Raw genomic sequence first — 26,252 nt, 5'->3', positions numbered from 1 at the left:
TTTGAGGCGGTTCAACCGTTTCGAGCTGCATGCGCCGGGCTCCGTCACGTCGTGCCGGTGGAGCGATGGTCGCTCCTGTGGCGTAACCGGAGGTCCGGCGCAATGAGCGAATCAGCGAAGTCCCGTTTTGCAGTCGATCTCGGCGAGTTCGAGCGGCAAATCACCCAGGCGCACAACGCCTCGGCGCAATCGACCCCTGCCGGGCGGAACGATCCGCTGGCCGAACTGGCCCGCATCGTTGGCCAGGACGATCCTTTCCAGTCCATGCTGGCCAACGACGCTCCGGCACGCCCCCGGAACCAGGCGTCGGCTAGCCTCGACGATATCTTCGCTACCCGCGAACCGGTTGCCCCGGCTGCGCGCGCGGCTCAGCCGCAGGGCGGCAGGGGCGGGGTCGAAATGCCCGCCTACGATCCATACGCTCAGCAGCCGCAAAGCCATGCCGGACACCAGGGGTACGGCTACCAGGCTGCTCCGTCCCAAGGACAGGGCTACGATCAGGGCGACTATGCCGACGAGTATTATGACGATCATGCCGGGCAGCATGCAGGCCAGTACGAGCAGTCGGACGACATGCATTACGATGCGCCGCGCAAGCCTCGCTCCCGCAAGGGCATCCTGGCCATCGGCGCCGTTGCCGGAGCGATCGTGCTTGGCGCAGGCGGCGCATTCCTTCTCGGCGGCAACACCACCGCGTTGACCGGGGGCGAGCCTCCGCTGATCAAGGCGAGCGCGGATCCGGTCAAGGTGCAGCCGCAAAATCCAGGCGGGGTCGAAATCCCGAACCAGAACAAGCAGATCTATGAGCGCGCCGATCAGTCCGGTGACACCAAGGTCGTCAATCGCGAAGAGCAGCCGGTCGACGTGAAGCAGGCGGTTCGCATCAATGGCGGCAACTCGGCCGAGTCCACGGGGGCAACCGCGCCTCATGCCGCGCCGCATGCTCAGCAACAGGCCGGTGGTCTGAACCTCGGTGAGCCACGCAAGGTGCGCACAGTTGCGATTCGGCCCGATGGCACCACGGCTCGCCCAGAAGGTCAGCAGCCGCCTCGTCCGTCGCCCGTTCCGACGATGGCTCTGCCGGCAGCCGCTCAGGCGACCCCAGCCGCGAATGTGGCCCAAGCCCCTCCAGCCCAACCCCGCCCAGCCGCGACCACTCCGGCGGCCACGCCAGCGCCGAAGCCGGTTGCAGCGGCCGCAACCCCGGCCAGCGACGCTTCGCCGCAGCGCGTAGCCTCGGTCCAGCCCGTCGCTCCTGCGGCGGCGGCGGCGGCGGCGGAGGCGACGGCCACAGGCGGCTTCGCTGTCCAACTCGGCGTCAGCGGCTCGGAAAGCCAGGCGCAGTCCGCCCTGGAGCAGTATCAGCGGAAGTATTCGGACCTGGAAGGATTGCCGCCGCTGATCCGCAAGGCCGAGGTGAACGGCAACACCGTCTACCGCGTCCGGGTCGGGCCCATGTCGCGGGACGAGGCCTCGTCTCTCTGCTCCAAGCTCCAGGGGCAGGGCGGTCAGTGCTTCGTGGCCAAGAACTAGGCCGACTCAAACGATAGCCTGGGCGGAATGCGCCGAGGCTTCTTGACCCTGCCTGGCAGGAGACGTAAGGCGCGGGCATGATCACCCGCGCCTTCATTGCTGGCTGCTCAAGCCAGGAGCTGACCCCGGACGAGATTGCCTTCTTTCGAGAGGCAAATCCCTGGGGGTTCATTCTTTTTCGGCGGAACATCGACAATCCGGCCCAGGTGAAGGCGCTCTGCGACGCCTTGCGGGATACGGTAGGGCGTGCCGACGCGCCGATCCTGATCGACCAGGAGGGTGGGCGGGTCCAGCGCATGGGACCGCCGCACTGGCCCAAATACCCCCCGGGACGCTCCTACGGCCAAGTCCATTCCAATGATCCGCTGGTCCAGCGGGAAATCGCCCGCCTGGGAGCCCGGCTCATCGCCCATGACCTGCGCTCCGTCGGCATCACGGTGGACTGCCTCCCGGTTCTCGATGTGCCGTCGTCCGGTTCTCACGACATCATCGGCGACAGGGCCTATGGCAAGACGGCCGAGCAGGTTGCCGTCCTCGGACGCGCAGCGGCCGAGGGGCTTCTGGCCGGCGGCGTGCTGCCGGTGATCAAGCACATGCCGGGCCACGGCCGCGCCGGCGCGGACAGCCACCTCTCGCTGCCGGTGGTCGACGCCTCGCGCGAGGCGTTGGAAACGCACGATTTCAAGCCATTCCGGATGCTCACGGACATGCCGCTCGCCATGACGGCCCACGTGGTCTACACGGCGATCGATCCCGAGCGTCCCGCCACCACGTCGCCGACGGTCATCCACGACATCATCCGTGGCCATATCGGCTATCAGGGCCTCGTCATGTCCGACGACCTGTCCATGGAGGCTCTTTCCGGTTCCTTAAGGGAAAGGGCGGAAGCTGCTTTCGCGGCCGGTTGCGACGTGGGGCTCCACTGCAACGGCAAGATGGAGGAGATGTCCGCCGTGGCCGAAGCAGCGCCAGCCCTGGAGGGCGAGGCGCTTCGCCGGGCCGCGGCGGCGCTCCAGCGCATCACCCATGACCCTGAGCCGCTGGATCCTGTGGATGCCCGCGCCAGGCTCGATGCGGCCCTTGCGATGGTCGCCTAGACAGCCGAAGCTCCGAACCCGTCGCGTTGAGTACATCCCATGGCACAGCCTCTCCCCTTCGAAGATGTGGCGCCCACAGAGCGGGCGGAGGGCGAACCTGCGCTTCTGGTGGATGTAGACGGTTTCGAAGGCCCGCTCGACCTGCTGCTCGAGCTCGCCCGCCGCCAGAAGGTGGATCTCCACCGCATTTCCATCCTGGCTTTAGCCGAACAGTACCTTGTCTTCATCGAGGCGGCCCGCCGCATGCGGCTCGAACTTGCGGCCGATTACCTGGTGATGGCGGCTTGGCTCGCCTACCTCAAATCCCGCCTCTTGCTGCCGGAGCCGCCCAAGGGCGAGGAGCCGAGTGCCGAGGAGCTGGCCACGGCTCTCGCCCTGCGCCTGCGCCGCCTGGAGGCGATCCGCGCCGCCGCCAAGAAGCTCGGCGAGCGCGACTGGCTGGGCCGTGACGTGTTCGCCCGGGGCGAGCCCGAACCTGTCGTGATCCGCCGCGATGCGCGCTACGAGGCGAGTCTCTACGATCTTCTCAAGGCCTATGCCCAACAGCGGCAGATCCAGCTCAATGCGCGGGTTTCCCTTCACAAGCGGACCGTCTGGTCTCTGGTGGACGCCCGGGAGGCGTTGGAGCGCCTCGTCGGGCACCTGAGGGAGTGGGTGACCCTCGACAGCTACCTGGTCGAGTATATGGTCGAGCCGGCCATGCGCCCCACCGTCCTCGCCTCCGCCCTCTCGGCCACCCTCGAGATGGTGCGGGAAGGAAAGCTCACGGTGCGCCAGGACGAAGCTTTCGCACCCGTCTGGGTCAGACCCGTCGCGGAGCCCGCCGAGGCAGGAGCCTGAAATGGAAACCACCGACGAAACCATCGAGGCCGGAATCCCCGACGAGAGCCGCGTGCCGGATCATGGCGAGGCGACGCGCGTCGCCGAGGCGCTGCTTTTCGCCTCCGCCGAGCCGTTGAGCGTGCAGGATCTGACCGGCCGTCTCCCGGAAGGGGCCGATGTGGAGCGGATCCTGGAGGATCTGGCTGGCTACTATGCGCCGAGGGGCGTCAATCTCGTCCGGGTGGCGGGCAAATGGGCCTTCCGCACCGCCAGCGACCTGTCCTTCGTGCTCTCGCGGGATGTGGTCGAGCAGCGCAAGCTCTCGCGCGCCGCCATGGAAACCTTGGCGATCGTGGCCTATCACCAGCCGGTGACCCGGGCCGAAATCGAGGAAATCAGAGGCGTCGCCACGTCGAAGGGCACCCTCGACACCCTGCTCGAAACGGGCTGGATCCGCCTGAGGGGACGCCGCAAGGCACCGGGGCGGCCGGTCACCTACGGCACCACGGCGGGCTTCCTCGATCATTTCGGCCTCGACGCCATTGACGACCTGCCGGGGCTCGAGGAGCTGAAGGGTGCCGGATTCCTGGAAGGACGCGTTCCGCCGGACCTCTCGGTTCCTGTACCGTCCGACGACAACACCCTGCGCGAGGATGAAGACCCCCTCGACGATGATCTCTTCCAGCCTCTGGACATGGACCAGACCGAGACAGGCGAGGAATGACCGCAAAACCCGCGCAGGCGCGTGACCGCTTCCGTCTTCCCCGGTGGGGGCAGCGTGGAACGGCCGGGGCTTCGATTCCCGCCCAGCTGTCGTTCGAGAACATCGTCCAGACCTACGGCGGGACGACCGTGCTCGACGGCGTATCCCTCACGGTCGAGCCGGGGGAACTCGTGTGCCTTCTCGGCCATTCGGGGTGCGGCAAGACCACCTTGCTTCGCATCGCGGCCGGGGTCGAAGCGCCGACCTCGGGCCGGGTGCTGATGGACGGCCTAGAAGTCAGCGGACCGCGCGCCTTCATCGAGCCGGAGCGGCGGGGCATCGGGCTGATGTTCCAGGATTACGCGCTCTTTCCCCACATGACGATCCTCCAGAACGTCATGTTCGGCCTAAGGGACCTCTCCGCGAAGGAGGCCGACATCGCAGCCCGTCGCGCCCTGTCCCGCGTGGGGCTGGAGCACTACGCGGATGAATTTCCTCACACGCTTTCGGGAGGCGAGCAGCAGCGGGTCGCGCTGGCGCGCTCGATCGCTCCCCGTCCGGGCGTCCTCCTCATGGACGAGCCGTTTTCCAACCTCGACCGGAGGATGCGGGACGCGATCCGCGACGAGACTGTCGCCATCCTGCGGGAGACGGGAGCCACTACGGTGGTGGTGACGCACGACCCGGAGGAGGCCATGCGCATCGCCGATCGCATCGTGCTCATGCGTTCGGGCGTGATCATCCAGCAGGGCCTGTCGGAGGAGATCTACCACGAGCCGGCCAATCTCTTCGCCGCGCGGTTCTTCTGCGACTTCAACGAGATCAGGGGCGAGGTCCGCAATGGCCAGGCCTCCTGCCCGGTGGGGATCTTCCCTGCACCGAATGTGGCCGATGGTCCGGCGGTCATCTGCGTGCGACCGCAGGGGCTCCGACTCAAGCCGGCGGGGTTCTGTCTGCCCGGCCGCGTGGTATCACGACGTTTCCTCGGAGAGGTGGACCTTGTCTACATCGATGTCGAGGGCGTGGACCGGCCGCTCCAAGCGCGTGTTCACGATCCGGTGCGGGTGAAGGAGGGGCAGGACATCGGGATCGAGATCGATCCAAAGGATGTTCTTGTTTTCGCCGCCGCGGATGCCTAGGTTGGCCACGGGTTTAAGTTTAGAAGCCGCGCCGCATAAGGCGCAGGAGGATCGCTATGGGTGGCGCTAGTATTTGGCATTGGATCGTTGTCGGCTTGATCGTCGTCCTGCTGTTCGGGCGCGGCAAGATTTCCGATCTCATGGGCGATGTCGCGAAGGGCATCAAGGCCTTCAAGAAGGGCATGTCGGAGGATGAAACGGCCGTGAAGCCGGTTTCCCCGTCCGAGCCGGTCCGTACGCTCGATCATCAGGCCGGTACGCCGGCCACCGGCGCAACGACCAGCGCGACGACCGATCACAAGATCGGCTGATAAACAGAGCGCCGCTTGCCGCGGCATGTGAGTATTGTTGGGGTAGGGTTCGAGGCCACGCCATGTTGGACATGAGCTGGGGTGAGGTGATGGTGATCGGCGCCGTCGCGCTGATAGTCATCGGCCCCAAGGACCTGCCGCGAGCGCTGCGCACCGTGGGACAGGTGACCGGCAAGGTCCGCCGCATGGCGGCGGAGTTTCAGGGGCAGTTCCAGGAAGCTATCCGTGAGGCCGAGCTCGACGACGTCAAGCAGCAGCTCCAGGGCATGAACGATTCCGTGTCCTCGATGAACAAGGGCTTCAACCCCATCCAGTCGATCCGGGACGAGCTGAAGACCGCTGTGGACGCACCTGTAACGTCTCAGGCGCCGGCTTCCACGGAGGAGCCTGCCATCGCTCAGGTGACCGGAGAGGCGACGTTGCCGGCGCCTGTCGAGCCTGACGTCCCCTTGCCGATTCCCCCTGTCGAGCCCATCGACGATCCGGCCGAGGTGATCGCTGAATCCCTGCGGCGGGAGGCGGAGATCGAAGCCGAGAAGGCCGCGGCAGCCAGAGCCGCGTTGGACGAAAAATCGGATTTGAAAGCCTCATGACCACCGCTGACCATGACGAGGTCGAGGCATCGCGCGCGCCTTTGATCGAGCATCTGACCGAGTTGCGCACGCGCCTGATCCGGGCGCTGATTGCCTTCGTGCTCATGTTCTTCATCTGCTTCGCAGGCGCGAAGTACATCTACAATGCCTTGGTCTGGCCGTATGTCCTCGCGGTCGGCTCGCCCGACAGGGCGCATCTCGTCTACACCCACGGCCTGGAATACCTTTTCACGCAGATCCAGGTCGCGGCCTTCGGCGCGGGCTTCCTGGCATTCCCGGTCATCGCGGCGCAGATCTACAAGTTCGTCGCGCCGGGCCTCTACCGAAACGAACGCAAGGCGTTCCTGCCCTACCTGGTGGCCACGCCGGTTCTATTCGCGGTTGGCGCGGCCTGCGTGTATTTCGTCGCGATGCCGCTCCTCATGAGGTTCTCGGTCGGCATGCAGCAGCTTGCCACCGATACCTCTCCGGCCATCGAGTTCCTGCCGAAGGTCAGCGAGTATCTGTCGCTGATCATGACGCTGATCTTCGCCTTCGGCATCTGCTTCCAGCTTCCCGTGATCCTGACCCTGCTCGCCCGGGCTGGGATCATCGATTCGCAGTTTCTCAAGGACAAGCGCCGCTACGCGATCGTCTTCGTGTTTGTCATCGCGGCCGTTCTGACCCCGCCCGACGTGATCAGCCAGTTCGCCCTTGCGATCCCCACCTTGCTTCTTTACGAGGCGTCCATCCTCTCCGTCCGCATGGTGGAGAGGAAGCGCGCGGAAGCCGAGGCCGCGCGCGCGGCGGCCGGTTAGGCTCAAGGGCCTTCGCAAGCGCCGAAAAACCACCTTGGCATAGCGAGGGGCGGTCGTGTCGCGAGGGCAGGGCCGCGCCTTAGAGCACGGTCCCAGTCCTATGCATGACATTCGTTCCATCCGCGACAATCCCGCGGCTTTCGACCAAGGCCTCAGGAAACGGGGCATGGAGCCCTTGTCCGAGCGCGTGATCGCCCTCGACGAGCGCCGCAGGTCCGCGATCTCGGCCGCGCAGGGAGAGCTGGAGCGCCGCAACAGCCTCTCCAAGGAAATCGGCCAGGCCAAGGCGAAGAAGGACGAGGCGCGGGCCCAGGATCTGATGGCAGAGGTCGCGCGGCTGAAAGAGAGCATCCCGCGTTTGGAGCAGGACGCCCGGGAAGCCGAGGCGGAGCTTCACGCCATGCTGGCCGCCATCCCGAACACCCCGAAGGATGATGTGCCTGTTGGAGCCGACGAGGCGGGCAATGTGGAGCGCCACCGCTTCGGCTCCCCGAAGAACCTGGAAGCCGCCAAGCAGCATTTCGAGATCGGCGAAGAGCTCGGCCTGATGGATTTCGAGACCGCCGCGAAGCTCTCCGGCTCGCGTTTCGTTGTGCTGAAAGGCGGCCTTGCCCGCCTGGAGCGGGCGCTTGGTCAGTTCATGATCGACCTGCATACGAACGAGCACGGCTATACCGAGGTGAACCCGCCTCTGCTGGTGCGCGACGATGCCATGTTCGGCACCGCGCAACTACCGAAATTCGAAGACGACCAATTCTGGGCGTTTCCTGGGTCGGCCCTGGAGCAGTTCATCGCTTCCGCCGTTGCCGATGGGGTGACGCGCGAGGGGCTGCAGCAGATCGTCAAGGAAGCCCGTTATGGACTTATCCCCACGGCGGAAGTGACCCTAACCAACCTCGTCCGGGAGCTGATCCTGTCCGAGGAGGAGCTTCCCCTGCGCTTCACGGCGCTCACTCCGAGCTTCCGGGCCGAGGCGGGCTCGGCTGGCCGCGACACCCGCGGCATGATCCGCCAGCACCAGTTCGTGAAATGCGAGCTGGTGTCGATCACAACGCCCGAAACCTCGTCGGACGAGCACGAGCGCATGCTCACCAGCGCCGAGAACGTGCTGAAGAAACTCGACCTTCCTTTCCGCACCATGACGCTCTGCACGGGGGATATGGGATTCGCCTCGGCGAAGACCTATGACATCGAGGTCTGGTTGCCGGGGCAGGGGATGTATCGCGAGATTTCGAGCTGCTCGGTCTGCACCGATTTTCAGGCGCGCCGGATGAATGCGCGCTATCGCGCCGCTAGCGAAAAAGCTCCGCGCTTCGTCCACACCCTCAACGGCTCGGGGCTCGCGGTGGGTCGGACCATGGTGGCGGTGCTGGAGAATTATCAGAACCCGGATGGCAGCGTCACGGTCCCGACGGCGCTCCAGCCCTATATGGGTGGCCTCACCCGGATCGAGCGGCAGGCCTGACATGCGCATCCTCTGCACCAACGACGACGGCATCCATGCGCCTGGCCTGAAGACCCTGGAGGCCATCGCCAGGGCCTTGTCAGATGACGTCTGGGTCGTCGCCCCGGAAACCGACCAGAGCGGCGTCTCTCATTCCCTGTCGCTGAACGATCCCCTGCGCCTGCGGGAGATCTCGGACCGGCATTTCGCCGTCAAAGGCACGCCGACCGATTGCGTCATCATGGGCATCCGCCAGCTCATGCGCGAGCACAAGCCCGATCTGGTCCTGTCCGGCGTCAACCGCGGCCAGAACGTGGCCGAGGACGTGAGCTATTCCGGCACTGTCGCGGGAGCCATCGAGGGCACGATCCTGGGCGTCCCGTCCATCGCGCTCTCGCAGGCCTATGGGGCCGGCAGCCGCAATTCGCTCAAATGGCACTGCGCCGAGCATCACGGCCCGAAGGTCATTCGCAAGATCCTCGAAACCGGGATCGACAAGGGCATTCTGGTCAACGTCAACTTCCCGGATTGCGAGCCGGAAGACGTGGAAGGCTCGGCGGTCGTGAACCAGGGGCAGCGGGCGCAGGAGCTCCTTCGCCTCGACGAGCGGCAGGACGGACGCGGCAATCCCTATTACTGGATCGCCTTCGAGCGCCGTCCGTTCACTCCCGGCAACGGCACCGATCTCTGGGCCATCGCCAATCGCCGCATCGCGATCACGCCCCTGCGCCTCGACATGACTGACGAGCCGACGCTGACGCGCTACGCTCAGGCCTTCGACTGAGGAGGCGAGGCGGAACCATGACAGACCATCATCCGGGACCAGGGCCGATCCATTTTCCTTTCCTGCCGGATGACCACCGTGTGGACGAGCAGGCCATCGGGGCCGCATCGTTCGTTCTGTCGTTGAGGGCGCGCGGCATCCGCGACATCGCTCTGTTGCGCGCCATGGAGCTGGTGCCGCGAGAGGTGTTCGCCCCGCGCCGCTTCTCCGACCTCTCGCGCACCGATGTCGCCCTGCCGCTTCCCTGCGGCCAGACCATGACCGCCCCCCGAACGGTCGCGGCGATGCTCCTGGCGCTCGGGGTCCAGCCCGGGCAGCGCGTGCTGGAGGTGGGAACCGGCACGGGGTACGTCACGGCGCTCCTCGCCAAGCTCAGGGCCGAGGTTCATTCGGTGGAGCGCTTCAACACCCTAGCCGAGAGCGCCGCGCAGCACCTCAGGATCGTCGAGGCTAGCGGAACCCGCCTCGAGGTCGGAGATGGTTTGGCGGCGCGCCCGCGGGACAGGTTCGACCGGATCCTGCTCAACGGCGCGGTCGGCGCCGTCCCGTCCTCTGTCACGTCGCTGCTCGCGCCAGGCGGACGCCTGGTGGGGGCTCTCAGCGCCGGCGGGGCGCCGCGCCTGGTCCGCATCGACCGCCAGGAAGACGGTGAGTTGCGACAGGAGCCCGGCGCGAATCTGCGGATCGCGCCGCTCGTGACCGGCGTCGCCACGACCCTTTGAGCAGCCTCGAAAAAATCCAGTCAAGGTTACGAATAAAAGCACCACAGCAACGGTTGCTTAACCTGAATCGGCTTTTAATGGCTTCATCGAGTTGCGTGTGGTTGGGGTGTAAGTGTCATGCGTTTGCGTGTGGGTTCTGGGCAATGGATCGCGGTTTCGCGGATCGCTCTGGTGGGGTTGATCGGCAGTACTGCGGCAGCCTGTAGTACGGACACCATGCGGTTTGCCGAGAATCCATTCTCCAATCCGTTTGCGTCCAGCGAGAGAGTGGCATCGAGCGAGCCCGCTCCGTCCGCACCGGCTCAGCCCTACGCTTCCGCCGCAACGCCGACCCCATCCGTTCATGCCCAGGCCCTGCCGCCCGTGCAGTCCCAGCCTCTTTCGCAGCCCACGCGAACCGCTGCCGCCCCGGCCGCCTATACGCCTGCTCCAACGCGCTCCGCGTCACCCATGCAGACGGCCGCCGTTCAGCCGGCGCCTCAGCCCAAGTTCCGTCTCGTCGACAACTCGAAGGCCGCAGCCAAGCCCGTCGAGCCGATCGAGACGCCCAAGCGCGCTCGTCCTGGTATGATCTCCACCGCTCAGGTTCAGCCCCTGCCTGCCAAGTTCGAGCGGGCTTCCGCGAAGGCAGAGCCGGCGAGGGTTGTCACGGCCTCGGCCCAGCCCCTGGTCTCCGCTCCTCAGCCTGTGGTCGAGCCCAAGCCCGTCCAGGCTCCCAAGGTGGCGGCGCTCATCGAGCCCCAGCCTGTGAAGCCCGTCGCGATGCAGCCTGTTGCTCCGGCTCCCGCGCCGGTGGCGCAGCCGGAGGCCGCCAAGGCTCCGACGCCCGAGCCCGAACAGACCGCCAGCATCTCCGGTGATTTCCGGTGGCCGGCTCGTGGCCGCGTCATCGCCGGCTTCGGCGCCAATGGCGGCAACGAAGGCATCAACATCGCGGTTCCCGAAGGGACCCCGGTCAAGGCCGCCGAGGCCGGAACCGTCACCTATGCGGGCAGCGAGGTGAAAGGCTACGGCAACCTCGTCCTCATTCGCCACGAGAACGGTTACGTCTCGGCCTACGCCCACAATGGTTCACTCAACGTCAAGCGGGGAGAGCAGGTGAAGCGCGGCCAGGTGATCGCCACCTCCGGCCAGACCGGCAACGTGACCTCGCCGCAGCTGCACTTCGAAATCCGGAAAGGTTCGACCCCGGTCGACCCGGTCAAGTATCTCGGCGGTTAACCAGGAATTCTGTTCCGACCGGCCTGCGCGACCCGTGGGCTGGTTAAACGAGGGGACGGTGGAGCTCAGCCACCGTCCCTTTGTTGTTCTAGCTTTCAGGTCGCACGCTCCTCCCTCCCCCTTGCGGGGAGGGAACAGGGAGGCTCGGCTGGAAGACGATCCCGGCTATGACCGATGGTCGAGGCTCAGATCGCCCGCCCCAAGCGGCCTGCCAGGTCCTGGATGAACTGCCAGGCCGTGCGTCCCGACCGCGCACCGCGGGTCGTCGCCCATTCGAGCGCCTCGGCCCGAATGCTCTCCCGGTCTCCCTCGAGCCCCAGATGATCGATATAACCGAAGACCATGTCGAGATATTCGTCCTGGCTGCACTTGTGGAAGCCGAGCCACAGACCGAAGCGGTCCGATAGGGAAACCTTCTCCTCCACCGCCTCGCCCGGATTGATGGCGGTCGAACGCTCGTTTTCCATCATGTCCCGCGGCAGGAGATGGCGGCGGTTCGAGGTGGCGTAGAAGATCACGTTCTCCGGCCGGCCTTCGATCCCGCCTTCCAGCACCGCCTTCAGCGACTTGTAGGACGTATCGTCCGCGTCGAACGAAAGGTCGTCGCAGAAGATGATGAAGCGGTGTGGGTCCGGGCGGAGGAAAGCCATCAGGTCCGGCAGGGTCTCGATGTCCTCCCGGTGGATCTCGATCAGCTTCAGGGGCCGCGATTCGTCCGGCCGGGCGTGATTGATCTCGGCATGGACCGCTTTCACGAGCGAGGATTTTCCCATGCCCCGCGCTCCCCACAGCAGGGCGTTGTTGGCCGGAAGGCCCCTCGCGAAGCGTTGGGTGTTCTCCGCCAGGGTATCCCGCACCCGGTCGATCCCACGCAGCAGGCTCATCTCGACCCGGCTCACCTTGGGCACGGGGGACAGCCTCCGGCTGGCCGCCTGCCAGACAAAGGCGTCCGCTTCGGAGAAATCCGCTTGGGGCCTGGCGGCGGGGGCAAGGCGCTCCAGGGCGTCGGCGATGCGCTGCAGAACAGCCAGGGATTCGGGGGAGGTGAGGGCGTCCAAGGTACCGACCATGATGTCATCAACGTGGGAAAGAGGTGCTTAGAGTATTTTTCCGGCGAAGGGGATCCGGTTCACCGCCAAAAATGCGGCCTATCCGGAAGAAGAGCCAGTTCCAACCCGATAAAAACGGCTCAGCTGCGACGCTGCCGCAGCGTCTATCGACGCAGGCTTTGGAAATCCCCGCAACTTCATTGATTTCGTGGAGTCGATGGGTATAGTCCGCCCCGCTTCTAATCCCGACCGGCGCGGGTGGGCGGTTCAGGCCCGCCTCGCGCCTTTATCCATGGAGAGCCGCTTGTTCATTTCACCCGCCTTCGCGCAAGGGGCCCCCGCCGCAGGGGGGACGGATATGATTTTGCAATTCGTCCCCTTCATCCTCATCTTTGTCATCATGTGGTTCCTCATCATCCGGCCGCAGCAGCGTCGGGTGCGCGCGCATCAGGAAATGATCAAGAATGTGCGCAGGGGGGACACGGTGGTCACCTCCGGCGGCATCATCGGCAAGGTGACCAAGGTTCTCGAGGACTCGGCCGACATCGAGGTCGAAATCGCCGAGGGCGTGAAGGTCAAGGTCGCCAGGGCCATGATCTCCGAAGTTCGCACCAAGAGCGAACCGGTCAAGGTCTGACGAACGCGCCCGATCCTGCAGAAAGGCTGAACTGACGATGCTGCGCTTCTCGAAGTCCAAGATCATCGCCACCATGGCGATTATCGTCATTGGATTGCTCCTTGCAGTTCCAAGCACGATGACCCGCGAGACGCGCGACGCGTTCCAACGCTCACTGCCGGGATGGGTGCCGTCATGGCTGATCCCGTCTCGCGCCATCGTTCTCGGCCTCGACCTGCAGGGCGGCTCTCACGTGCTGCTTGAAGTGGACGTGCCGGACCTTTTGCGGACGCAAAGCACGCAGATCCGCGACGACATCCGACGCATCCTGCGCGAGACCCGCGTGTCGCCCCAGGGCGGCATTCAGATGACCCAGCGCGGCGCACAGCTGCGCGTGCCGGACGCGGGCGACAGGGATCGCCTCCTGCCCCGCCTGCGCGAGCTCTCCCAGCCCATCGGCAACGCGGTCATCGGCCAGACCGGAAACCGCGACATCGACGTGGCGGTGACGCCGGAGGGGCTGATCACCCTGAACTTCACGGAAGCCGGCGTGAACGAGCGAGTCCGCCGCGCCGTGGATCAGGCCATCGAGGTCCTGCGCCGGCGTGTCGACGCGCTCGGCACCACCGAGCCGAACATCCAGCGCCAGGGCGTCGACCGTATCCTGGTCCAAGTTCCGGGCTTGCAGGATCCGCAGCGCCTCAAGGACATCCTCGGGCGCACGGCCAAGCTCGAATTCCGTCTGCTTGGCCAGCAGGGCGCGGCGGATGTGGACATGCTGCCCATGCGCGATGCGGGCGGACAGCTTACCCCCGTCGAGCGTCAGATCATCGTCGAAGGCGGCGATCTCGTGGATGCGCAGCCGGCCTTCGACAGCCGCACCAACGAGCCCATTGTCAATTTCCGCTTCAACATCCGCGGCGCGCAACGCTTCGGCCAGGCAACCACCGAGAATATCGGCCGGCCGCTTGCCATCGTGCTCGATAACGAGGTGATCTCCGCGCCCACGATCCAGTCCGCGATCACGGGCGGCTCGGGCCAGATTTCGGGCCGCTTCAGCGTCCAGCAGGCGAACGATCTCGCGGTCCTGCTGCGCGCAGGCGCGCTGCCGGCCAAGCTCACCATCGTCGAGGAGCGCACGGTCGGTCCGGGTCTCGGCGCGGACTCCATCGAAGCCGGCAAGATGGCTACCTATGTGGCGGCTATCCTCGTCATGATCTTCATGTTCGCCACCTATGGCCTGTTCGGCCTTATCGCCAACATCGCTCTTCTGGTGCACGTAGGCCTGATCTTCGGTCTCATGTCGGTCCTGGAGGCGACCCTGACGTTGCCTGGCATTGCGGGCATCGTTCTGACCATCGGCACGGCCGTCGACTCGAACGTGCTGATCTACGAGCGCATCCGCGAAGAGGTGAAGGCGGGGCGCTCCATCGTGTCCGGCGTTCAAGCTGGCTTCGAGCGGGCCTTCGCGACCATCGTGGATTCCAACAGCACCATGGCGATTGCCGCCGTGATCCTGTTCTTCCTCGGCTCCGGCCCTGTGCGCGGCTTCGCCGTGGTGTTCATTCTCGGCATCCTGACGACCGTCATCACGGCCGTTACCCTGACGCGCATGATGATTGCCCTCTGGTATCATTGGGCGCGTCCCAAAACCCTTCCGTTCTAAGGAGTCAGTATCGTGCGCCTTGTCCGTCTCTGGCCCGAGAACTCCCATTTCGACTTCATGAGCCTGCGGCGCTTCTCGCTGCCGTTCTCCGCGCTCATCTCCGTCCTGACCGTCGTGATGCTCATGACGGTCGGCCTCAATTTCGGCATCGATTTCAAGGGCGGCACGCTCATGGAAATCCAGTCGAAGACGGGGCAGGCCGATGTCGGCAAGGTACGCCAGACGGCGGAATCCTTCGGCTTCGGGGAGGTGGAGGTGCAGGAATTCGGCACCGCCGGCGGCGTCTCCCTGCGCTTCGCCATTCAGCCCGGCGGGGAGGCGGCGCAGAGCGCCGTCGTGCAGAGGGCTCGCGATACGTTCGGCCCCGAATACGACTTCCAGCGCGTCGAGACGGTGGGACCTCGCGTCTCGAACGAGCTCGTGCAGTCCGGCACCGTCGGTATCGTTCTGTCGGTCATCGCGGTGCTGTTCTATCTCTGGTTCCGGTTCGAGCGCGAGCTCGCCATCGGGTCGATCATCGGCACCCTGCACGACATCGTGCTCACGGTCGGCTTCTTCGTGATCACCCGTCATGAGTTCAACATGACGTCGATCGCGGCGATCCTCACCATCGTGGGCTATTCGCTGAACGAGACCGTCGTGGTGTTCGACCGGACCCGCGAGCTGATGCGTCGCTACAAGACCATGCCGACCACGGAGTTGTTGAACCTCTCCATCAACCACACCATGTCGCGCACGATCATGACCGCCACCACCACGGCCTTGTCGCTCCTGGCGCTGGTGCTCTTCGGCGGACGGGCCATCGAGGGCTTCGCGCAGGTCATGCTCTACGGCGTCGTGATCTGTACCTATTCGGCGATCTTCATCTCGTCCCCCATGTTGATCTATATCGGCCTGCGCAGCTCCGAGACTGCGAAGGTTCCGGAGGGCAAGGTCGCGGCGGCGGAGTAAGCTGATGACCGACGGCCGCCTCCATGACGGGTTCATTCCCGGGCGCTTCCCCATCGACGCCTACGGCAATGGCGGCTTTCGCTTCGCGGAGATGTCGCATAAGGGCTCGATCCTTCTCCTGCCCTCGGGGATCAGGGCCTGGTCGGTCAACTCTGTGGCCGAGATGAGCATCGAGACATTCGGGCCTGTCTTCTCCGAGGGCAGCGCGCTTGAGCTGCTCTTGCTCGGCACAGGACCGGACATTGCCGGCATTCCCGAACGCCTGCGCCAGCATTTTCGCGACGCACGGATCAGGCTCGAGGTCATGCAGACGGGCTCCGCAGCCCGTACCTACAACATCCTGCTCGCTGAAAACCGCAAGGTCGGTGCGGCCCTGATCGCGGTGCCGTGACCATGGCGGAGGACGCCGCCCGGTTCGCCCTTGCGCATTGCGAATCCCTCGTCCGGGAGGGAGACCCCGACCGCTACTGGGCGAGCCTGTTCGCACCGGCCGACAGGCGCCCCTATCTTCACGCGCTGTACGCGTTCAACTTCGAGATCGCCCGCATCCGGGATGCCGTGCGGGAGGCGTTGATCGGCGAGATCCGCCTGCAATGGTGGCGGGACGCGCTGCAGGGAGAGACCCGGGGCGATGTGCGGGCCAACCCGGTCGCGGCGGCTCTCGATGACACCATCGTCAAGTTCAGACTGCCCCGGCAGGCGCTCGTCGACCTGATCGACGCGCGGGTCTTCGATCTCTACGACGACCCCATGCCGAGCCTGAACGATCTCGAGGGCTATTGCGGCGAGACCTCATCCAGCCTGATCCAGCTTTCCAGTATCGTCCTCATGGATGGCCAAGATCCCGGCTCCGCCGATGCGGCGGGTCATGCGGGCGTTGCCTATGCCATCACGGGGCTGCTGCGCGCCTTTCCATGGCATGCGCGGCAAGGTCAGGTCTTTATCCCGGCCGATATCCTGGCGCGGCACGGCGTTGTGCGGGAAGACATTGTGGCAGGCCGGGGAGGGCCGGGCCTTCGTGCGGCTCTCGCGGATCTACGCGCCGTGGCCCGCAGGCATGTGGAGCAGGTCAGGATTTTGCGCCCGACCATACCGCCCGAGGGGAGCCCTGCATTCCGGCTGCTCTCGCTCGTCGAACCGTATCTCACCCAGATGGACAGGCGGGACTACGATCCCCTCGCCACGCCCGTCGATCTGCCGCAATGGCGTCGGATCTGGGCGTTGTGGCGAGGGAAGTTCTAGACGCGGTTCACTCGGCCGCTGCCGGCATCTGAGTCCCGGAAAGCCACGATGCGAGATCCCCTCTGGCCCTGTCCGTCAGCGCCTTCTTCTTGGCGAGAGCCTTGGCCGGTCCACGCAGCCGCTTGCCGTCTTCAGACTTCGGCGCAAAGTCGAGCAGCGGGAAAAGCCCGAAATTCACGTTCATGGGCTGGAACGAGCGCGGCCCTTCGTCGATCGTCTCGATGTGGCCGCCGGTGATGTGGTTGATCAAGGCTCCGAGCGCCGTCGTGGAGGGCAGGGGGGAAACGGATTGCCCAAGCCGCTCCGCCGCCGCGAAGCGGCCCGTCATGAGGCCGATGGCGGCGCTTTCCACATAGCCCTCGCAGCCCGTGATCTGGCCGGCGAAACGCAGGCGCGGCATGGCTTTGAGCCGCAGAGTGCTGTCGAGGAGTTTGGGCGAGTTGAGGTAGGTGTTGCGGTGGATGCCGCCGAGACGGGCGAATTCCGCGTTTTCCAGGCCAGGGATCATGCGGAAGACCTGGGCCTGCTCGCCGTATTTCAACTTGGTCTGGAAGCCGACCATGTTGAAGAGCGTGCCAAGGGCATTGTCCTGGCGCAGCTGCACGATCGCGTAGGGCTTGACGGTTGGGTTGTTGGGATCGGTTAGGCCTACGGGCTTCATGGGGCCGTGGCGCAGCGTCTCGCGTCCACGCTCGGCCATGACCTCGATTGGCAGGCAGCCGTCGAAATAGGGGGTGTTGGCCTCCCATTCCTTGAAATCGGTTTTGTCGCCGCCAATCAGGGCGTCCACGAAGGCTTCGTACTGCTCCTTGGTCATGGGGCAGTTGATGTAGTCCTTGCCGGTGCCGCCCGGTCCAACCTTGTCGTAGCGGGACTGGAACCAGGCGATGTCCATGTTGATGGACTCGCGGTAGACGATCGGCGCGATGGCGTCGAAGAAGGCAAGTTCCTTCTCGCCTGTCAGCCCAAGGACCGCCTCGGCCAAGGCCGGGGAGGTGAGAGGGCCGGTCGCCACGATGACGGAGGACCATTCCTCCGGCGGCAGTCCGGCTACTTCCCCGCGCTCGATGGTCACGAGCGGATGGGCCTCAAGCGCTGCCGTCACGGCGTCCGAGAACCCGTCCCGGTCGACTGCCAGCGCGCCGCCCGCAGGCACCTGGTTGGCGTCGCCCTTGGCCATGATCAGCGAGCCGAGGGTGCGCATCTCCTGATGCAGAAGGCCGACGGCGTTGCTTTCGGCATCGTCGGACCGGAAGGAGTTGGAGCAGACGAGCTCGGCAAGACCATCCGTCTTATGCGCATCGGTTCGGCAAACGGGGCGCATCTCATGCAGGACGACGGGGACGCCCGCCTGGGCGATCTGCCAGGCGGCTTCCGACCCGGCAAGGCCTCCGCCGATGACGTGGACAGGTTCGAGAGTGCTTTTCACAGTGCTCATGGGAACGGGTTAAGCAGAGAGCAGCCTGCAATCAACTGGCTTTGATGAAGCAGGCGCTCCTATTGCGGTAAAATCTCCGACGGTACGAGACCTACCTCCGTCGGCATCCCCAAAAGCAAACGCCCGCCGGAGGGGCGGGCGAGGCAGTTGCTGCGATGCAGCAAATTATTACGCGGCAGCGTGCTCGCGAGCGATGCTGTCGATCTGGAAGCGGGAGATGCCCAGATCATCGAGCTCGCGGTCGGTGAGAACCGAAAGCTCGCGGACGGTCTCGCGGTAACGCAGGTAGTTGCGGACTTTAGACAGGATGTAGGTCACGAACATTGGAAGCTCCTAACAGTGTACCGGCCCGGATCGACCGGAGGCCTTTGTTCTTGCGTGTGCAATGCAGCATATAAGTGCGGGTCAGGCCCGCGAGGAGTGGTAATAGTGTAGGGCAGTTATGCTTTAGTAGCATGGCACCTTAAGGCCAAGTTAACGGGTCCTGCGCCCTGGGCATGCCGATCCTGAGCCCTTGATCCAAATAGTCGCCCGGGTAATGGGTCGCCCGATCAGCCCGCCAAAGAGCATTCAGCTAGATGAACATGTATTCATCTTCGCCTTTCAAGTGAATGCCAGTATATATTCTTCATGGCTTGGAACCTCGGCCGTCAGCGAGCGTTTTTTCTTGGCAATACGCGGTTTTTGCTTTGCAGGAGATGAAGTGATGAAGAAGATCGCCCTTGGGGCGGCGGCTCTGTTGTTGAGCACGTCCGCCTTTGCCCAAACGTCCGTGGATACCAAGTCCACATCGGAATCTTCGACGGGCGCCAGCACGACGATCCGCGCGCAGTCGGGCGGCGAGACCGAGAACACGAGTTCCTCGCGCCGCCAGTCGGTCGGCACGGAATCCAACATCCGCGCTCGGACCGACAGCAATCCTCGGGTTGGCATGGATGTCGAAACCCGCGAGCGAACCGGCGTGTCCATTCAGCGCTCCCGTACGGTGCGCGAGGTGGAGGAGCCGAGCGTGTCGGTGACGCGCCGTCGGTCTGTGACGACTTATGAGGAGCCGGATACCGAAGTCCGGCGGACCGTCGTTAAAAAGAAACCTACATCCAAGAAGGTCGTGCTGAAAAAGAAGAAGCCCAACACCAAGGTGGTGACAAAGAAGCGCCGCTACCAGGTTGTCGACGAGCCGGTTGAGGTCCGTCGCAGCAGGACTGTCCGCCGCTACGAGGTGGATGAGCCCAGCGTGTCCGTGCGTCGCACGAGTGTTCGCCGGGACGTTTCTCCCAGCGTCGGAGTCTCTGTCGAACAGCGTCGCACCCAGTCCAATGACGTGAACGTCACGACTCGTCAGCGCTCGTCGGCTCCTGACGCGACCGGTTCGGTCTCGACCCGCAGCCGCACGGAAATGAATAGCGGCGGTGCCACCGGCACAAGCGGTTCGACCAACATGCGCCTGCAGCAGCAAGGCGGGTCTTCGTTCGGCTCTTCCTCTGGCACTTCGAGCGGTGGCTCCAGCCAGAGCACGGGCCAGTAAAAGCATAACCTAATGGAATGCGCGAAAGGGCCGGGAGACCGGCCCTTTTTCATGGTCGTGAGCAACACAGCGGCGCTTGACGGCCGGTTGCGAGCACGAACCCGAGGCGTCACAATCGCAGCGCAACGGACGACCGAGGGGCGTAAGACCACATGCGGCAGGCGATTGTTTTTTTGTTCAGCAACTTCACGCTGACGCTCTTCGTCATTGGATTGATCGCAGCGCTGGCATCAATGGCGCGAAGGCCGCGGCCATGGGAGCGGCCCGCGGTCGTGGAAGCGCTTCTGTCATGGTTCCTGTTTTTCTCGTTGGGGGTGAGCTTCCTTTACAACTTCGTCATGCACGTTTTCTTCTCGGAGACGGCGGCGGCGTTCATTGGCTGGCAGACGAGTCCCTTCCAGAAGGAAGTTGGCTTCGCGAGTTTGGGATATTCGGCCGTCGCATTCCTGGCTTTTAGGGGCGGCGCGGGTCTCAGGCTTGCGGCGATCCTCGGTCCCGGCTGCTTCCTGTGGGGCGCTGCCGCTGGCCATGCCGTGCAGATGGTGGAGGCGCACAATTACGCCCCGGGCAACGCGGGCATCATCTTCTATTCCGATATCCTGCTCCCCCTGTTTGGGATGAGCCTGCTATGGATGCAGAGAGCCTATGCGCTGTCTCCCGTCGTTCGCGCATAGAGTTTAGCCGGCCCTCGTACGCGCCGGTCTTCCGGCGGGCTCTGGACGGGGATACCGGTCGGGCACGGCATAACCGGCGGTTTCAGCAACAAGAAAAAGGGGCGCATGGCGCGCCCCTTCAGTTTTGACACGGTCTGGGAGTTTACCGGCTATTGCCGCCACCCCCATGACCTCCTCCGCCTTGGCCACCGCCGTGATTGCCGCCTCGACCGCCACTGTCATTGTCGCCGCCATGGTTGCCGTTGTTGCCACCACGGCCGCCGCCATCATGGTTTCCTCCTCGACCCCCATCGTGGCCTTTGCCGCCGTCTCGGTCTCCACCGTGGTTACCGCCTCGGCCGCCGCCATCCCGGTCGCCGCCTTTGCCGCCGCCGTGGCTGCCGCCATAGCCGCCACCGTCATTGCCACCCCGGCCACCGCCCTTGCTGTCGTCGCCTTTGCCACCGCCGTGACCGCCGCCATAACCGCCGCCGTGGTTGCCGCCGTAGCCACCATCATTCCCGCCACGGCCGCCGCCTTTGCCGCCATCGTCACCTTTGCCGCCTTGACCTCCGCCGTAACCGCCGCCGTCGTTGCCTCCATGGCCGCCTTTGCCGCCCCGACCACCGCCTTTGCCGTCGTCGCCTTTGCCACCGCCGTGACCGCCACCATGGTGGCCGCCACCATACCCGCCGCCGTGGCCGCCACCATGGCCTCCGCCATAACCACCGCCGTCATTGCCGCCGTGACCGCCACCGTGGTTGCCACCACCATGATGGCCCCCACCGTGGTGTCCACCGCCGTGATGGCCGCCACCATGGTGTCCGCCACCGTGATGGCCGCCGCCGGGATTCGTTCCACCACCTGGGTTCGTTCCGCCGCCGGGATTTGTGCCTCCGCCCGGGTTCGTTCCACCACCGGGATTTGTGGTTCCTCCGCCGGGGTTAGTCGTTCCACCGCCGGGATTGGTTGTCCCGCCGCCTGTGTTTCCACCTGGGTTTCCGGCGCTAGGGCCGGGACCGCCTACAGGGCCGCCGCCACCTCCGCTCGGCGCGGCTCCGCCGCCGCCATTCCCGGATGAGCCTCCACCGGACGAGCCTCCACCCGCACCTGGGTTGGACGGATTGCTCGGGCCGCCTGCAACTGGGCCAGGAGCCGAGGGTGCTGGTCCGGCAGAGCCCGTCCCGTCGCGAGGCCCGTCGCCTCGCTGCCGGTCGGTATTGATCAGTCCGGTGGGCGCGATGGCTCCCGTTCGGATGCCCGAAACCGATGGGCACTCCCAGACATGACGCGGCCCGAACAAGCCTCGGATCGTCACCGGGCGACAGTTGTGCCGGTAAGATGCTTCCACGTTCTCCGTGTAGAGCGGGGCGGCTGCGGTCCTGGCGACAGCCGAAGCCGGCGGGCCGGCAAGTGCGCGAGTGCGCGGCGCGGCCGTCCGCGCTCTGGCCGTATCGGCGGGCCTCACGTCCCGAGTCCGGGCCACGGAAGGCCGCGGAACCACGCTCCTTTCGGAGTAGGCGGGAACGCCATAGCGCGCCGATGCTCGACTCGGATAATCGGCCGCGAAGACACTAGTTGAAGACAAAAGGGCTAATGCCCCGACAAACAGCCGAAGTTCCATGACGACTCCACAATGTTGGAAGTATTCTTGAGAATACCGCTTCAGGCGGATAACGGTCTTATTCTAGGACAAGTTCAGCTATGCATTGCGGAGATATGGGATTAGTACCAGTGTCGTAAGACTATTTGTAGAAATGGGGACGTTAGTCTGAGCCTTTTGGCTTGCCTCAGAAGGACTTTAGGCTGATCCCATGCGACCAGCGTCTGATTTCCGGTGCTCTCGGCCTTGACGATCCCAACGGGACTCCGCTCGTGTTCAGTCCGCAGCACCGTGAGCTGAATGATGGTTGTCAGCTTTGAGGAAGCCGCTATCGACTAAGAGAGGTGAGATCTGCGCGCCGGTTCGGCAGCGTGATCAGATCACCGGTTCAGGCGACGCGTCTCATTATGGTTGCCGCCTTCGCGCAGCGTCTTAGCTCGCGCAGAAACGGAAAACCTCCTGCTGCCGCGCTTCATCATCGAGTGATGCTGTCCTGCAGAAAAATGCCCGTATTTTCATGTATTGTTACCGTTATAACGTGCAGTATTACCAAACTTGGCAAGCGCACGGCACAGTTGTCGACGTTAGGTAGAAGCGATGTTGTTTGACTTCCCTATCCCTGTATTTTTTCAGACGATTTAAAACTCAAATATATCAAGGGTAACTCTTCCATTACCTTCGTGGGCGACAATATAGCCGTTGCATCATGCGATCTGTGCCGCGCTTTGAAATGGGATTGAAACAGAGATGACGGAGGAAGAAGTAGAAGCAGTCGCCGAGGAACTCGCCAAAGTCGGCGGATCATCCTGGTATCCTGGCCGTACCACGGGTCCGTTGGTCAGGGCTGTCGGCGACCGGTATCGCGACCGCGCGCGCGTGGCGATCGCTGCTCTTGACCGATTGCGGGCGAGCCAGAAGGGCACTGAGGCGACGGATCACTCCGCCGCGCCTGCGGTAGACGCTGCTTCCCAGACCAATGACCGTCTCCAGATCGGCAGCATTGTGGTCTACCGGCCTGCCGGTGAAAGAAGAGCTGTCCCATGCAGGGTCGAGAAAATCGCCGAGGGGCGCGTCTATCTGGTCCATTGTGCTCAGCCCGATGTCGGGTGGGTGTCCACAGACGGCCTGGTTTCCTTGGATGCAGTGGAACACGCGAGCGGCGAATAGTTTTTGCGGCGGCGCGTTATTCTTAATTCTTAAGCCATGCAACGCAGGAATAGATAAGGTTCTGTTGTGAACCTTTACATAGGTTAGCTGGATTTGCTAATGGATCGAAGCAGGCAGCAAATGAGGCTGTTCCTGTTTACGAAGGCCGCAGATGCGCTGCTACTTTCATCTTGTGAACGGCGAAGATGCAATTCTCGACGACACGGGCGTCGAGGTTGCCGATTTGGAAACAGCGCGCACGGAAGCGCTGAGGGCCATTCAAGAACTGCGGCAGGAGCTTGACGGTTTTACCGATGAGTGGATGGGCTGGCACCTTGATGTTGTGTGTCCGCAAGGCACGGTTCTTCTGTCGGTGGATCTCAAGACAACGGTGCACTGACCGGTCCTTAACCTAGTCGACCGTCATCCCAATACTGTGATCGCCCCACGGCGGCATATCGAAACTTTGTCCTAATCCCTGCGTTGCACCCCGGACCGACACGGCAACCAGCCTGTTGGCTGATCAACCATGGAGAAACGATATGCGTCGCATTCTTTTCGCGTTTGGCGCGCTGGCTTTCAGCACCGCCGGGGCGATGGCTCAAAGTGCTCCGCCGGTCCCGAACGCCAGCGGTTCGCAGGTGACGAACCCCAACACCTACGGCAACACCGCCAGCCCAGGCATGCCATCGGCGATGCCGGGCCAAGCCATGAACTCGGGCGCTCCCTGCGCACCGGTTCCGAACGCAAGCGGCTCGCAGGCGAACAATCCGTGCTCCTATGGCTCGACAGCACAGCCTGGCATGAATCCGTCGTCCACCGGCTCCGTGAACATGGCGCCGTCAGGCGCTGCTGCGCCGGTTCCGAACGCCAGCGGTTCGCAGGTCACGAATCCGGGCACCTACGGCAATACGAAGCCTTAAGCTCGTCATCCCATAGTCTGTTCAAGCCCCGTCCGGCAGATATTGCCGGGCGGGGCTTTTTTGTTGAGCAGATGGTCGGTCGATATCCGGCTAGCGGAAACCCTCTCCGCGAACCACGGCGCGAAGCGGACCGTATTCCGTCTGCTTCCTGACTTCGAGCTGGATCCGCCCGCCGGCGCGGGTCCCAAAGGCATGGGAATCGCGCGTGCGTGGCGAGCCGAATATGGTTTCCGCCTGCACCCGGCCGCTGATCCGCACACAAGCATCCGAACCCTCCAGGGCCGCAAAGCCGGGCGGGCAGGCGGACGCTCGAGGTGCGGCCCCGCGTGCGCGCTCAAGCGGGGCCGCATCGGCGGGAGCGATCAGCAAGACGCTACAGGCGGCAAGAAGCGCCAATCTCATGGTCCGACCTCCGGACCTCATGGTAGCGCATCCTCCCGCCGCCCGGGAGGGCAAATGCCGGTAGGCCTGCGCCGAGGCTCCGCTCAATACTGGTGGAGCTCGTCCTCCTTGGGCAGGCGCCCCTGCGGCGTCAGCTGGTCAACCACGCCCGGGAGCACATGGGAGAGTTCCGAGAGCAAATCCTGCTGCGGCATGCCGGTCCGCTGCGACAGCTGGTCGACCGTATCGGGCCCGAGGGTATCCGCCAGCTGGTTAGGCGCGATGGGACGGTTTTCACCCGGACCCACCCATGAATTGGCGATGTCCCCATGTCCGGACTGGCTGAAGCTGTCGAGCAATCCTCCGAGGCCGCCAGCCAGGCCGCCGCCCGAGAGCCCGCCGCTGCCCCCGAGGCCACTCAGAAGACCTCCCAGGCCGCCGCCTCCGCCGCCTCCCAGCAGGCCGCCAAGCCCGCCACCGGAACCGCCGCCTCCCAGCAAATCGCCGAGCTCGCCGCCGGATGAGCCGCGACCGCCCATGGATTTCTGGGCCAGCAGGGCAATGATGGCCATCACGAGGGGCGACATGCCTCCGCCGCCGCTGCGACCTCCGAGAGCGTCACCGCCCATGCCACCGCCCATCATTCCGCCGCCCGGCCGCGAGCCGAGAACGTTGCCGAGCACTTGATCAAGCAAACCCATGGTATCGTTCCTTTTCCTGTATCCTTGCGGAAACCTTCGCTCTGCAAACGGAGGAGGGCGCGAACGGTTGCAACCTTGAGTGCAGGCGACCGGGTCGCTGGGTCATTCGAACGGCCATTACCCGGAAGATGGGCGGAACAGCCGCGCGACCAAGCCGTTCACTGGCTGAAAATCAAACGGTACAACAGGAGACGCGTCATGGATCTCTGGCAGATGGTTTCGGCCGACCACGCAAACATCAGGGAGCTTTGTCGTGAGGTCCTGCGCGCTACGGGCGGCGGACCGAACAGCCGCGCGAACCTGTTCGAGGATCTCGACGACGAAGTGGAGCGCCATATCGGCGCGATGGAAAGCGTTCTCTACCCTGCGCTTTCCCACCATCCGCAAACCAGTCAGCATCTCTCCGAACTCACGCAGCAGCACGAGGAGATCCGAGACCGTCTCCACGGGCTTGCGGCCTATCCCAACAAGAACAGCCGGACCTGGGCGCTGGATTTCAAGGAGCTCGAAAGCGCGCTGACGAACCATTTCGACCGGGAGGAGCATGGTGTTCTGATGATCGCCAGGACCACCCTCGCGCCGCAGGAAACCGACACCCTGAGGCGCTCCTTCGAGCGCGCCAAGATCGCGTCCTTGCAGTCCCGCCGCTGGCACCTGCCGGAAGCCCTGATGCCGGGCCGCTATGGCCTATCGACCGGAACCGTTCTCGGCGTGCTTGGCGGCGTGGTGGCCATTGGGGCCGCGATTGGCTGGGGCATGGCCCGCCAGAGTCCGAAACATGCAGGCCCGCTCCGTCCGGCGCGCCGCCGCCCGGAACCGCCGTTCCCCCTTCAGAGCGGCGTGGTCGACACGAGCCTCGAGAGAAGCCGCACCTCAGGCCAAACATTCACCGGCCAGACCTCCGCCCGGCAAACCTCCACCGGTTCGGCCATGGGCAGGGAGGCCGCTGCTCCCATGCCCGGAACCACCTCCGGCACGGGCGGAGCGGGCGCGTCCTCCAACACTGGGTTCTCCTCCGCCAATCCGCCCCGGCCGCCGTCCGGCCTTGCGACCGGATTGCAGCCCGGCGGTGTGGCGCCAGGGGGAGGCCCGGGCGCGTCGGTGGGATCCATCGGCACCGGAGGCGGCTCCACGGGAGGCCACGACAGCGGCTCCCTGAAACCGGACGGGCGTTAACGCTGGGCGCCCGCCA

Annotated in this window: 29 protein-coding genes; 23 read left to right on the top strand and 6 right to left on the bottom strand. The window is 64.7% G+C overall.

The window, feature by feature from the left end; translation table 11 throughout:
* Positions 1-102 precede the first annotated feature (102 nt).
* From DRB19_RS11950 to DRB19_RS11895, 12 genes are all read left to right on the top strand, one after another.
* Complete coding sequence (locus DRB19_RS11950) at positions 103-1,533, top strand: SPOR domain-containing protein (protein ID WP_114186265.1); 1,431 nt, start codon at positions 103-105, stop codon at positions 1,531-1,533.
* A gap of 77 nt (positions 1,534-1,610) precedes the next feature.
* Positions 1,611-2,630 carry a beta-N-acetylhexosaminidase gene (nagZ, locus tag DRB19_RS11945; protein ID WP_114186264.1) on the top strand — a complete coding sequence of 340 codons (1,020 nt, stop codon included), beginning with the start codon at positions 1,611-1,613 and terminating at the stop codon, positions 2,628-2,630.
* A 39-nt stretch (positions 2,631-2,669) separates the two neighbouring features.
* Positions 2,670-3,470: a segregation and condensation protein A gene (locus DRB19_RS11940; RefSeq protein ID WP_114186263.1), complete on the top strand. Its 801-nt coding sequence runs from the start codon at positions 2,670-2,672 to the stop codon at positions 3,468-3,470.
* A 1-nt stretch (position 3,471) separates the two neighbouring features.
* Complete coding sequence (scpB, locus tag DRB19_RS11935; protein WP_114186262.1) at positions 3,472-4,176, top strand: SMC-Scp complex subunit ScpB; 705 nt, start codon at positions 3,472-3,474, stop codon at positions 4,174-4,176.
* The gene (locus DRB19_RS11930) at positions 4,173-5,294 is read left to right on the top strand and encodes an ABC transporter ATP-binding protein (RefSeq protein ID WP_114186261.1); all 1,122 of its coding nucleotides are present in this window, start codon (positions 4,173-4,175) and stop codon (positions 5,292-5,294) included. The genes scpB and DRB19_RS11930 overlap by 4 nt, the downstream gene beginning before the upstream one ends.
* 56 nt (positions 5,295-5,350) lie before the next feature.
* Positions 5,351-5,605, top strand: coding sequence for a twin-arginine translocase TatA/TatE family subunit (locus DRB19_RS11925; RefSeq protein ID WP_114186260.1), 255 nt, complete (start codon positions 5,351-5,353; stop codon positions 5,603-5,605).
* Positions 5,606-5,667: 62 nt separating this feature from the next.
* On the top strand, positions 5,668-6,198 hold the full coding sequence (tatB, locus tag DRB19_RS11920) for a Sec-independent protein translocase protein TatB (protein ID WP_114186259.1): 531 nt from the start codon (positions 5,668-5,670) through the stop codon (positions 6,196-6,198).
* On the top strand, positions 6,195-6,995 hold the full coding sequence (gene tatC / locus DRB19_RS11915) for a twin-arginine translocase subunit TatC (protein ID WP_114186258.1): 801 nt from the start codon (positions 6,195-6,197) through the stop codon (positions 6,993-6,995). The genes tatB and tatC overlap by 4 nt, the downstream gene beginning before the upstream one ends.
* A gap of 100 nt (positions 6,996-7,095) precedes the next feature.
* Positions 7,096-8,460: a serine--tRNA ligase gene (gene serS / locus DRB19_RS11910; RefSeq protein WP_114186257.1), complete on the top strand. Its 1,365-nt coding sequence runs from the start codon at positions 7,096-7,098 to the stop codon at positions 8,458-8,460.
* Between the two features lies 1 nt (position 8,461).
* On the top strand, positions 8,462-9,223 hold the full coding sequence (gene surE / locus DRB19_RS11905; protein WP_114186256.1) for a 5'/3'-nucleotidase SurE: 762 nt from the start codon (positions 8,462-8,464) through the stop codon (positions 9,221-9,223).
* Between the two features lie 17 nt (positions 9,224-9,240).
* Entirely contained in the window at positions 9,241-9,945 is a 705-nt protein-coding gene (locus DRB19_RS11900; protein WP_114186255.1) for a protein-L-isoaspartate O-methyltransferase family protein, read from the top strand.
* A 117-nt stretch (positions 9,946-10,062) separates the two neighbouring features.
* Positions 10,063-11,166, top strand: coding sequence for a M23 family metallopeptidase (locus DRB19_RS11895; RefSeq protein WP_114186254.1), 1,104 nt, complete (start codon positions 10,063-10,065; stop codon positions 11,164-11,166).
* A gap of 185 nt (positions 11,167-11,351) precedes the next feature.
* On the opposite strand, the gene DRB19_RS11890 is transcribed toward DRB19_RS11895, so the two are convergent.
* Positions 11,352-12,236 carry an ATP-binding protein gene (locus tag DRB19_RS11890; RefSeq protein ID WP_114186253.1) on the bottom strand — a complete coding sequence of 295 codons (885 nt, stop codon included), beginning with the start codon at positions 12,234-12,236 and terminating at the stop codon, positions 11,352-11,354.
* Between the two features lie 337 nt (positions 12,237-12,573).
* Between DRB19_RS11890 and yajC the strand changes: the two genes are divergently transcribed.
* The 5 genes from yajC to DRB19_RS11865 are packed head-to-tail and all read left to right on the top strand — an operon-like array spanning position 12,574 to position 16,690.
* Positions 12,574-12,852: a preprotein translocase subunit YajC gene (gene yajC, locus DRB19_RS11885; protein ID WP_174799949.1), complete on the top strand. Its 279-nt coding sequence runs from the start codon at positions 12,574-12,576 to the stop codon at positions 12,850-12,852.
* A gap of 37 nt (positions 12,853-12,889) precedes the next feature.
* Positions 12,890-14,497, top strand: a complete 1,608-nt coding sequence (gene secD / locus DRB19_RS11880; protein WP_114186251.1) for a protein translocase subunit SecD — start codon at positions 12,890-12,892, stop codon at positions 14,495-14,497.
* Between the two features lie 12 nt (positions 14,498-14,509).
* Positions 14,510-15,448, top strand: coding sequence for a protein translocase subunit SecF (secF, locus tag DRB19_RS11875; protein ID WP_114186250.1), 939 nt, complete (start codon positions 14,510-14,512; stop codon positions 15,446-15,448).
* 4 nt (positions 15,449-15,452) lie between these two features.
* Positions 15,453-15,839: an Mth938-like domain-containing protein gene (locus DRB19_RS11870; protein ID WP_114186249.1), complete on the top strand. Its 387-nt coding sequence runs from the start codon at positions 15,453-15,455 to the stop codon at positions 15,837-15,839.
* A 2-nt stretch (positions 15,840-15,841) separates the two neighbouring features.
* The gene (locus tag DRB19_RS11865) at positions 15,842-16,690 is read left to right on the top strand and encodes a phytoene/squalene synthase family protein (protein ID WP_114186248.1); all 849 of its coding nucleotides are present in this window, start codon (positions 15,842-15,844) and stop codon (positions 16,688-16,690) included.
* A 7-nt stretch (positions 16,691-16,697) separates the two neighbouring features.
* On the opposite strand, the gene trmFO is transcribed toward DRB19_RS11865, so the two are convergent.
* A complete protein-coding gene (gene trmFO / locus DRB19_RS11860; RefSeq protein WP_114186247.1) occupies positions 16,698-18,128 on the bottom strand; it encodes a methylenetetrahydrofolate--tRNA-(uracil(54)-C(5))-methyltransferase (FADH(2)-oxidizing) TrmFO in 1,431 nt (476 codons plus the stop codon).
* Positions 18,129-18,296: 168 nt separating this feature from the next.
* Entirely contained in the window at positions 18,297-18,452 is a 156-nt protein-coding gene (locus tag DRB19_RS11855) for a DUF1127 domain-containing protein (protein WP_114186246.1), read from the bottom strand.
* 382 nt (positions 18,453-18,834) lie between these two features.
* On the opposite strand from DRB19_RS11855, the gene DRB19_RS11850 reads away from it, so the two are divergent.
* Both DRB19_RS11850 and DRB19_RS11845 read left to right on the top strand, forming a co-directional pair.
* Complete coding sequence (locus DRB19_RS11850; protein WP_114186245.1) at positions 18,835-19,653, top strand: hypothetical protein; 819 nt, start codon at positions 18,835-18,837, stop codon at positions 19,651-19,653.
* A 152-nt stretch (positions 19,654-19,805) separates the two neighbouring features.
* Positions 19,806-20,327, top strand: coding sequence for a DUF6790 family protein (locus DRB19_RS11845; RefSeq protein WP_114186244.1), 522 nt, complete (start codon positions 19,806-19,808; stop codon positions 20,325-20,327).
* 3 nt (positions 20,328-20,330) lie between these two features.
* Here DRB19_RS11845 and DRB19_RS31490 read toward each other — a convergent pair whose 3' ends face one another.
* Positions 20,331-21,299, bottom strand: coding sequence for a hypothetical protein (locus tag DRB19_RS31490; protein ID WP_174799947.1), 969 nt, complete (start codon positions 21,297-21,299; stop codon positions 20,331-20,333).
* A gap of 1,357 nt (positions 21,300-22,656) precedes the next feature.
* Here DRB19_RS31490 and DRB19_RS11830 point away from each other — a divergent pair.
* From DRB19_RS11830 to DRB19_RS11820, 3 genes are all read left to right on the top strand, one after another.
* Entirely contained in the window at positions 22,657-23,076 is a 420-nt protein-coding gene (locus tag DRB19_RS11830; protein WP_114186243.1) for a hypothetical protein, read from the top strand.
* A gap of 151 nt (positions 23,077-23,227) precedes the next feature.
* Positions 23,228-23,455, top strand: coding sequence for a DUF6894 family protein (locus DRB19_RS11825; RefSeq protein ID WP_114186242.1), 228 nt, complete (start codon positions 23,228-23,230; stop codon positions 23,453-23,455).
* A gap of 142 nt (positions 23,456-23,597) precedes the next feature.
* A complete protein-coding gene (locus tag DRB19_RS11820; RefSeq protein WP_114186241.1) occupies positions 23,598-23,978 on the top strand; it encodes a hypothetical protein in 381 nt (126 codons plus the stop codon).
* A 90-nt stretch (positions 23,979-24,068) separates the two neighbouring features.
* On the opposite strand, the gene DRB19_RS11815 is transcribed toward DRB19_RS11820, so the two are convergent.
* Both DRB19_RS11815 and DRB19_RS31485 read right to left on the bottom strand, forming a co-directional pair.
* Positions 24,069-24,380, bottom strand: coding sequence for a porin (locus DRB19_RS11815; RefSeq protein WP_114186240.1), 312 nt, complete (start codon positions 24,378-24,380; stop codon positions 24,069-24,071).
* Between the two features lie 83 nt (positions 24,381-24,463).
* Complete coding sequence (locus tag DRB19_RS31485) at positions 24,464-25,060, bottom strand: YidB family protein (protein WP_114186239.1); 597 nt, start codon at positions 25,058-25,060, stop codon at positions 24,464-24,466.
* 198 nt (positions 25,061-25,258) lie between these two features.
* Here DRB19_RS31485 and DRB19_RS11805 point away from each other — a divergent pair, with 198 nt between their 5' ends.
* On the top strand, positions 25,259-26,236 hold the full coding sequence (locus tag DRB19_RS11805) for a hemerythrin domain-containing protein (protein ID WP_114186238.1): 978 nt from the start codon (positions 25,259-25,261) through the stop codon (positions 26,234-26,236).
* Positions 26,237-26,252 lie beyond the last annotated feature (16 nt).

It is taken from the genome of Microvirga aerophila, assembly GCF_003332305.1.
GTDB lineage: Bacteria > Pseudomonadota > Alphaproteobacteria > Rhizobiales > Beijerinckiaceae > Microvirga > Microvirga aerophila.
Note: the sequence above shows the minus strand (reverse complement) of the source record. Positions and strands in the feature narration are given on the sequence as shown.